7 protein-coding genes are annotated in these 6267 nt (G+C 71.0%); 3 read left to right on the top strand and 4 right to left on the bottom strand.

Going from position 1 to position 6267, the window contains the following annotated elements; all coding sequences use genetic code 11:
- Nucleotides 1-332 (bottom strand): signal peptidase I (gene lepB / locus E8A12_RS07075; protein ID WP_293367215.1); only part of this gene is annotated, 332 nt, incomplete at its 3' end.
- Nucleotides 333-535: 203 nt separating this feature from the next.
- Here lepB and E8A12_RS07070 point away from each other — a divergent pair.
- Nucleotides 536-2062 (top strand): tetratricopeptide repeat protein, encoded by a 1527-nt coding sequence (locus E8A12_RS07070; protein ID WP_293367214.1) that lies wholly within the window; start codon nt 536-538, stop codon nt 2060-2062.
- A gap of 2 nt (nt 2063-2064) precedes the next feature.
- On the opposite strand, the gene acpS is transcribed toward E8A12_RS07070, so the two are convergent.
- From acpS to pyrE, 3 genes are read right to left on the bottom strand one after another with little or no spacing between them, the layout of a single operon-like run.
- Nucleotides 2065-2463, bottom strand: a complete 399-nt coding sequence (gene acpS / locus E8A12_RS07065) for a holo-ACP synthase (protein ID WP_293367213.1) — start codon at nt 2461-2463, stop codon at nt 2065-2067.
- Complete coding sequence (locus E8A12_RS07060) at nt 2460-3218, bottom strand: pyridoxine 5'-phosphate synthase (RefSeq protein ID WP_293367212.1); 759 nt, start codon at nt 3216-3218, stop codon at nt 2460-2462. Before E8A12_RS07060 ends, acpS begins: the two co-directional genes overlap by 4 nt.
- Nucleotides 3215-3799, bottom strand: coding sequence for an orotate phosphoribosyltransferase (gene pyrE / locus E8A12_RS07055; protein WP_293367211.1), 585 nt, complete (start codon nt 3797-3799; stop codon nt 3215-3217). Before pyrE ends, E8A12_RS07060 begins: the two co-directional genes overlap by 4 nt.
- 99 nt (nt 3800-3898) lie before the next feature.
- Here pyrE and E8A12_RS07050 point away from each other — a divergent pair, with 99 nt between their 5' ends.
- Nucleotides 3899-4855 (top strand): alpha/beta hydrolase, encoded by a 957-nt coding sequence (locus E8A12_RS07050; RefSeq protein ID WP_293367210.1) that lies wholly within the window; start codon nt 3899-3901, stop codon nt 4853-4855.
- On the top strand, nt 4855-6267 hold a 1413-nt coding region (locus tag E8A12_RS07045), incomplete at its 3' end, for a hypothetical protein (protein WP_293367209.1). The genes E8A12_RS07050 and E8A12_RS07045, both read left to right, overlap by 1 nt.

Below are 6267 nucleotides of genomic sequence, written 5' to 3'. Positions count from 1 at the left end.
ATGTAGTCGACGTGCGGATCGTGCGGCAGGGCGAAGACCACGATGTCGCCGCGATGCGCCTTCTGTTCGAGAACGCGGCCGGACAGGATCGGCGGGGCGAAGGGGATCGAGTACTTCGAATAGCCGTAGGTCCATTTGGACACGATGATGTAGTCGCCCTCGTAGAGGTTCGGCTCCATCGACGCGGACGGGATGGTGTAGGGCTGGAAGAACAGCACGCGCAGGAAGAGGGCGATCGCGAGGGCATAGACGATGGTCTTGATGATCTCGACGATCTCGGCCATCGCGCCGGACTTCTCCGGAGGCGCAGAAGCCTGGGTGGTGTCGTTCATGAGCAGTCCTTGGGAGGGCCCGCCAAAGCGGTCGGGCCGTTAGCTACGCGTTGGACGCCGCGCGGGCAAGTTCTGTGCCCCAGACATCGTGTCCGGACAGTCGCTGGCGACCCCGGCGCCAAGCGCGACATTGGCGTCGCGCGACCCAGGGCCATCCGATATGGTCCGGCCGCCAACCAGCCGGTCAGGGTCAGATGTCGCCGTTGCGCCCCGCCGCCTCCGCCAGCTTGACGAAGGCCGCGGCCCTTGAGCGCGCGGGCGACCTGTACGGCGCGCTGGCGGCCTATGAAGCCGCCCTCACCACGGCGCCTGACGATCCGGAGATCCTGTCGCCCCTGGCGTCGCTGGCCGGGCGGATGGGCCTGTGGGAGGTGGCGGCCCAGCTCTGGGCGCAAGTCAGCCTCGCCGATCCCGATCGGCTGGAGGCGGTGGACGGCCAGGCCCGGGCGCTGCGGGAGCTCGGGCGGTTCGAGCCGGCGATCGGCCTGCTGCGCGAAGCCCTGCTGGCGCATCCGCAGGAGGCGCGGCTGTGGAACAGCCTGGGCGTCATCCTGACCCAGGACAGCCAGGCCCGGCTGGCGCTCACTTTCCTGGACGAGGCCGTCCGGCTGGATCCGACGAACGCCGCAGCCGTCTACAACCGTGCGATCGCCCTCTTCGATCTGGACGAGACCGAGGCGGCAGCCGAGGCCTTCGCCCAGGCGCGGTCGCTGGCCGGCAAGGCCGCCGACGCGGCCATGATCGACTTCGCCGCCGCCACCCTGGCCCTGGCCCGGGGCGACCTGGCGGGCGGCTGGGCGGCCTATGAAAGCCGCTTCTCGCCGGACCTGCCCAAAGCGCTGTCGTTCGACGTCCCGGGAGGAAGGTGGGCGCTCGGCGGGGGGATGGCCGGGCGACACATGCTGGTGGTCGGCGAGCAGGGGCTGGGCGACGAGCTGATGTTCGCCAATGTGCTGCCGGATCTGCTGGCGGCGCTGGGGCCCCGGGGGCGGCTGAGCCTAGCGGTCGAGCCGCGGTTGGCTGGCCTGTTCGCCCGCAGCTTCCCCGAGGCGAGCGTCGGCGCCTACGTCACCGACCACTCAGGCCAACAGCCCCGGCGCTCCGTCCCCGGCCTGGACGCCGTGCCGGCGGTCGACCTGTGGGCGCCCATGGGCTCCCTGCCCGGCGCCTTCCGGCTCACGGTGGCGGCGTTTCCCTCGAGACCGGGATATCTGCAGCCCGACCCGGCGGCGGTGGCGCGGTGGCGGGGCTGGCTCGGTTCCGGCCCGCCGGCGGTCGGCCTGAGCTGGCGCAGCGGAAAAGCGGCGGGCGACCGGGCGCGGCAGTATCCTCCCGCCGAGCTCTGGGCTCCGCTGCTGCGAACGCCGGGGGTCCGGTTCGTCAACGTGCAGTACGGCGAGACGGCCGAGGAGCTGGCGGCGTTCCGGAGCGCGACCGGGGCCGAGATCCTGGAGCCGCCGGCCCTGGACCTTCGCGACGATATCGACGGGCTGGCCGCCCTGCTCTGCGCCTTGGACCTGACCGTCTGCGTCGCCAACGCCACGGGGTCTCTGGCCGGGGCGGTGGGCGCCAACGTCGCGATCCTCGGCGCCCCGGCGGCCTGGCCCAGGCTGGGGACCGACGCCCTGCCCTGGTATCCGAGGGCCAAGGTGCTGATCGCGCCGGCGTTCGGCGACTGGGTGCCGGTGATGGCGGCCGCGGCGGCGTTGGTGGCGGCCCTGGCCCGCTGATCCTATTCCGGCAGGGCCTCGATGATCACGAAGGCTTGGGCATAGGGATGATCGTCGGTGAGGCTGAGGTGGATCGCAGGCCGGTGCCCCGGCGGCATGATCTCCAGCAGCCGCGCGTGCGCGCCGCCGGTGAGCGCCATGGTCGGCTGGCCGGAGCGCAGGTTCACCACGCCCATGTCGCGCCAGAAGACCCCGCGGCGCATCCCGGTGCCGAGCGCCTTGGCGCAGGCCTCCTTGGCGGCGAAACGCTTGGCATAGCTGGCGGCCCGGTCGTTTTTGCGCTCGGATCGGGCGCGCTCGATTTCAGTGAAGATGCGCTGGGTGAAGCGCTCGCCGTGCCGCTCCAGGGTCTTCTCGATCCGGCGGATGTCGGAGAGGTCGGAACCGAGCCCGATAATCATGCGGCCCTGGTGGCTCGCGCCTCGTCCATCAGCGCGCGCATGCGCTGAATGGCCGGACCGAGGCCGATGAAGATCGCCTCGCCGATCAGGAAGTGGCCGATGTTGAGCTCCATGATCTCGGGGATCGCGGCGAGCGGTTTTACCGTCTCGAAATCGATGCCGTGGCCGAGGTGGACCTCGAGTCCGAGGTGAGAGGCTTCGCGGGCGGCCTGGCGGATCTTCTCCAGAAGGGCGTCGGCGTTCGGCTGGCGGTCGCGGACGCCCTGGCAATAGGCGCCGACGTGCAGCTCGACGACCTGTGCGCCGGCGGACTTCGACGCCGCGACCTGGCCCAGGTCGGCGTCAATGAAGCAGGAGACGCGGATGCCGGCTTCGGCGAGACGACGGACCACCGGGGCGATGGCGTTGTGGCCCTTGACCACGTCGAGGCCGCCCTCGGTGGTCACCTCCTCGCGCCGCTCAGGCACCAGGCAGGCGGCATGCGGCAGGTGCGCCAGAGCGATCGCCTCCATCTCCGGCGTCACCGCCATCTCGAAGTTGAGCGGCCGGCCGCGGCGGCGGCAGATGACGGCCAGCGCGTCGATATCGGCGTCGGAGATGTGGCGGCGATCCTCGCGCAGGTGGGCGGTGATCCCGTCGGCGCCGGCGGCCAGCGCCATCTCGGCGGCCCGCACCGGATCCGGATAGCCCTCGCCACGAGCGTTCCGCACGGTGGCCACGTGGTCGATGTTGACGCCGAGCCTGAGCTTGCTCATCCCTTCAACCTCTTGCTGCCCGGCTCCTCCGCCGGGAGCGCGGCGAGTTCGGGGGGGATCTCGTCGGGCGCATAGGAGGGGACATCGACCGTGGCCAGAGCCACCAGGGGGTAGCCGACATCGGCCTTGCCGCCAGACCGGTCGACAATGCAGGCGCAGCAAAGAACCACGCCGCCCGCGGCCTCGATCGGCACGGTGGCCTCGCGGAACGAGCCCCCGGTGGTGATCACGTCCTCAATGATCACGACCTTGGCGCCGGGGGCGATCTTGAAGGCGCGGCGCAGTTTGAAGGCGCCGTCCTCGCGCTCGACGTACATCGCCGGCACGTCGAGCCAGCGGGCGGTCTCGTAGCCCGGGATGATCGCGCCCACCGCCGGCGAGACGATCACGTCGGGCTTGCCGAACTGCGCCTCGATCTTCTCAGCCAGCGCCTTGCACAGCCGCGCGGTGCGCGCCGGGAACTGGAAGACCAGGTTCTTCTGCAGGAACATCGGGCTGTGGCGGCCGGACGCCAGGATGAAGTGGCCTTCGCGCAAAGCGCCGGCGCCGCGGAATTCGTCGAGGACCTGTTCGGTGTTCATGGTCCCTCGATACCGCTCTTTCGGCCCGCCCGGAAGATATCGGCGTACTGTCATGCTTGTGCGGTTGCAGGCTTGCGCGACGCATCCTTAGGTGCGGACATGAAGCGGATGTTTCTGGGGGTCGCCCTCGTCCTGATCGTCTGGATCTCAGCCGGTGCGGCCATGGTCGCGACCGCCGGACCGTTCACGCCGTCCGGGCGCTATGTGGACATCGGCGGGCGCAAGCTGCGGCTGGTCTGCGCGGGTCCGCCGGCCGACGCGGCGCGGCCGACGGTCTGGATGGAGCCGGGCGCCTTCGGCCTGGCGGCGGACTGGGCGGCGATCCAGGAGAAGCTCACCGTCAAGTCGATCCGCTCCTGCGCCTATGATCGCGCCGGCATGGGCTGGTCCGATCCGGGGCCGAAGCCACGCGATGCGGCGACCATCACCGACGACCTGGAGAAGTTGATCGCCGCGTCCGGCGAACCTGGGCCCTTCATCCTGATGGGCCACTCCATGGCCGGGCTCTACACACGCCTGTTCGCCGGTCGCGACCCGGACAAGGTGGCGGGCCTGGTGCTGATCGAAGCCACCACGCCGGAGCAGATCGACAATCCGGGCACGCAGAAGTTCATCGGCGTCTTCACCACGATCTCGAAGGTCGCCGCGGTGTCCGCCAGCCTTGGGACCACCCTGCCCCTCTACTGGAGCGCCGGCGACCGGATCGGCTTGCCGAAGCAGGGCAGCGCCGAGAAGCGTCACGCCTATGTCTCCGGCCGCCACGCGCGCACAGCGGCAGAAGAGGTCGAGAACTGGCCGCGCAGCGCGGCTGAGGCGGGCAAGGCGGCGCCCTACGATCCCAAATGGCCGGTGGCGGTGATCGTCGCCGACCGGGGCGAGACCCAGGGCTCGACCGATGCGCGGCGCGGGCCGGAACTGGCCTCGCGCGCCGGGACCTTCGAGGCGGTGCGCGGCGCCTCGCACACCAGCATCCTCGGTGAGACCTATGGCGACGCCGCCGTGCGGGGTGTCGAGTTCGTACTGGCGCATCTGGCGCCGTCGTCCTCGGGCCTCTGATGCCGGCGCAGGGCTGGGGACAACGGATCGGTCTGGCCCTGGCGGCAATCGTCGCCGTGGCGATCTTCGGGTTCTACGCCGGACGGCTGTCCATGCCCCTGCCGCTCTTCGCGGCGGACGAGACGGTCTTTCTGATCCGCGCCCTCTATCCCCCGGGGGTGACCGTCTTCGACCCGACCCTGGCGAGCGCCAACGACGGGGTGCATCTGAGCGCCATCCGCGCGGTCTATGCCCTCGGGGCGCCGGTGGTGGCCGGAGACCGGCTGGTCAATGGGGCTGCGTATCTGGCCGGACTGGGACTGATCTGGCGCGCCTTCGCGAAGGGGACGCCGCGCGGCGACCAGGCCGCGCTGGGTCTGCTGGCGCTGGGTTTCCCCTACTACCGTTTCGCCTTTTCGAACCTGGCCGAAGGGCTGTTCGTCGGGGTGCTGGCGCTCCTTTGCCTGGCCACGGCGCGCTGGTATCGCAGCCGACCTATCGTCCACGCGCTGCTGGCGGGAGCCCTGGCGGCGACCCTGGTGCTGGTCAAGCCCAACGGGATCGCCGCGGTCGCCGCCCTGGGCGCGGTGATGCTGGCCGACGCCTGGGCGAGCGGGCGATGGCGGCTGGTCCCGTTGCGCGCCGCGCTGTTCGCAGCCGGCTTCTTCGCGGTCGGGAACCTGCTCCAATTCGCGGCGGAAGAGCGGGTGGCCAACCCCCTGACCTTTTTCGTTGCCGAAGGCTACGGCGGCATCCTGGGCTTGGGGACGCCGCTCAGCGCCTGGTCCCTGGGCCTGCTGGAAGCCGTCGCCATGACCAGCGCCGCGGCGGTGCTGGCCGGGATCCCTTTGACGGCGGGTCTGGGCGACCTGGTGACGCGGTGGCGGGCGCGAGGGCGCCGGTTCGAGGCCGACGGCGCGGATCTGATCTTCCTGCTGCTGGCCCTGTCGCTCGTCGCGACGGTGGCGATGGCGAGCCTGTTCGCCGCGCAGGTCGCCTCGACGCCCAGCGAGACCAAGCGGCTGTGGGGTCGATACTTCGAGTTCTTCGTCCCCCTGCTCTGGTTGGCGGCCGCCCCGGCGCTCGCCCGACCGATGGGACGACGGACCGCCTGGGCCTGCGCCGGCGTGGTGTTGGGCGGGCTCGCGGGCCTGCTGGCGTGCCTCAAGGCCGGCATCGTGCTGTTCCCCTGGGACGCCGGGATATTGACCGCCTTCTTCCATCCCGACCCCGTGCGCGCGCCCCTGCCTGGAACCTTCCCCTACCTGGCCCTGGCGACGAGCGCTGTCGTGCTGGCGTCGGCAGCCCTGGTCTTGCGGGCGCGGCCGGCGGCGGCGGGCCTCGGTCTGGTGCTGGCGCTGGGCGTGCTGTCGACCCAGGTGGACAACGTCTGGACCGCTCCGATGATCGCCGATCGTAACGCCCTGGATCGG

This window comes from Phenylobacterium sp. (assembly GCF_004799395.1).
GTDB lineage: Bacteria > Pseudomonadota > Alphaproteobacteria > Caulobacterales > Caulobacteraceae > Phenylobacterium.
This window is presented reverse-complemented; position numbering and strand designations above follow the sequence as displayed.